Annotated in this window: 2 protein-coding genes; one reads left to right on the plus strand and one right to left on the minus strand. The window is 74.2% G+C overall.

Features of this window, described 5'->3' with window-relative positions:
* Window positions 1-23 precede the first annotated feature (23 nt).
* Entirely contained in the window at window positions 24-1115 is a 1092-nt protein-coding gene (locus ACFW1A_RS40195; protein ID WP_380418644.1) for a 2-methylisoborneol synthase, read from the minus strand.
* Between the two features lie 425 nt (window positions 1116-1540).
* On the opposite strand from ACFW1A_RS40195, the gene ACFW1A_RS40200 reads away from it, so the two are divergent.
* A partial coding sequence (locus ACFW1A_RS40200; protein ID WP_380418646.1) for a DUF1775 domain-containing protein occupies window positions 1541-2128 on the plus strand: 588 nt, incomplete at its 3' end.

Below are 2128 nucleotides of genomic sequence, written 5' to 3' on the forward strand. Positions count from 1 at the left end.
GGTGGCCGGCGCCCGGCCCGGTGCTACTCGTCGGCGGGCAGGAACCCCGGGAGGGTGTAGCGGGCGGTGTTGGTGGCGTGCCACCAGTGGTTGCCGTCCACCCAGTCGGCGATGCCCTTGAGGAAGCGGTCGGTCAGCGGGCTCGGCAACTCGGCGGAGCAGGCGGCGGCTTCGACCTCGAAGCGGTGCATCACCTCGTTGTGGACGTCGATCGCCCGGTAGTACGCCTGCTCCACCGGGAGCTGCTCGTGGTGCTGGATCACCGTGGGCAGGTTGACGTGCGGGCGCTCGCTGCGCAGCTCCTTGGTGTACGAGTACAGGTCGTTGACCAGCGTGGTGGCCAGCGAGGCGAGCGCGATCACCTGCTGCACCTTCGGGTGGTCGTGCAGGTCGGCCGGGAAGGCCCACCCGGCGATGCTGTCCACGATCGTCAAGCAGGGCCGGAAGCTGTTGTACTGACGGACCGTCAGGTACTCGGGCAGCGGTGGCACCACCCCGTCGATGGACCAGGCGGCCTCGGCCAGGTAGCCCAGGTGGAGCCGGGCCAGGTCGTGGATCTCCCGGTCCCGCACCTGGTCGGCGGTGAGCCGGTCGAAGGTCTGCATGGCCGCGCGGTAGGCCCGGCACGGCGGCTCGCTGTCCAGCGTCTGCTGCCACTGCTCCTCGTACGGCGACACCGAGTACGGCCGCTCCAGCGCCGAGTGCGCCATCAGCAGGCGGGCGCCGAGGCCGTGCGGCGAGCCGCCGTGGTCCTCGCAGTAGCAGTCGTCCACCGCGTTCTCGGCCACCAGGAGTTGGGCCGCCGCCTCCAAGTGCTCCATGCCGGCGCCCTCGGTATAGGTCAGGCAGATGTAGCGCCCGGTGCCGAAGGAGTCGAACTGCTCCTCCCACTCCGGCGGGAACAGGTCGATCTCCCTCGCCCACGCCTTGATGCGCCGGTCCAGTTCCGCGTAGAGCAAGGGCTCCGGTTCCTTGACCGGGTGCCAGTAGAGGCCGGGGATCGGCCGGACGGGCTGCTCACCCGCCTCGGTGGGGCGCCGGAGGGCGCGGGCGGCGCTGGTACCGATTCCGGTGGGGCCGGGCGAGAAGGTCACGGTCATGCGGGTCCCGTCCAAGGTCGACATGGTCAGTCACGGTCCGTCGGGCACCCTTCGGTCTAGCAGCGCGGCGAAGGCGTCGTCCACCACTACCGGGCAGGTGGCGGCGGGGCCGGAGAGCGCTCCGGTCGGGGCGGACCGGGGCCGGGTGGCGGCAACCCGGCGGCGATCAGGGCGGCACCGTCCGGGCCGGGGCGGACCGGGGGCGTCCGGACGCACCGGACCGGCTGGGTGCTGGACGGGCGCGCGAGGGTTTCGTGCGCCCCCCGAGGCGTCGAGCGCCGGGCCGAACCGGTCGGGACGGGGAGGCGGGGCCGGTGAGGCGTCGGTGAGGCGTCGGGGAGGCGCCGGGCGATCGCGGGGGCCGCGGGCCGCGGACCGGGAGCCCCTGCGAAGATCGTGGGATGCACGCCCGACCCCGATCAGCATGGAGCACCCTCCCGATGAAGACCTCCCGCGCGCTCAGCAGGGCCGCCGTCGTGACGGCCGTGGCCGCCGGTTCGCTGCTGGTGGCCGAGCCCGCGTTCGCGCACGTCCAGGTGGCGGCGAGCAGCGCGCAGGCGCTGGCCACGCACGTGACGGTCACCTTCACCGCGGAGGCGGAGTCGCCGACCGCGGGCCTGGCCAACTTCCGGGTGGTGCTGCCGGACGGGATCGCGCCCGGGGACGTCTCGCTGGCCGCGGCGCCGCAGGGGTGGGCGTTCAAGGCCACCGACGACGGCTTCACGGTGGGCGGCACCGCGCTGCCGCAGGGCAAGGACGCCGTCTACCAGGTGACGATCCGCCAGTTGCCCGACGCGCCGGAGCTGGTCTTCAAGACGCTGGAGACCTACGGCGACGGCCAGGTGGAGCGGTGGATCGAGCTGACCAAGGACGGCACCGACCCGGACCACCCCGCGCCCACCCTCAAGCTGACGGCGGCCGCGGCCGGGGCGACCCCGGTCGGCCCGTCGGCGGGCGCGAGCACGGCGGCGAGCCCGGCCGCGGGGGCCTCCGCGAGCGCCGGCGCGCCCGCGCCGAGCGGCGCGGGC

This window comes from Kitasatospora sp. NPDC058965 (assembly GCF_042741245.1).
In the GTDB taxonomy this organism is placed as follows: Bacteria; Actinomycetota; Actinomycetes; order Streptomycetales; family Streptomycetaceae; genus Kitasatospora.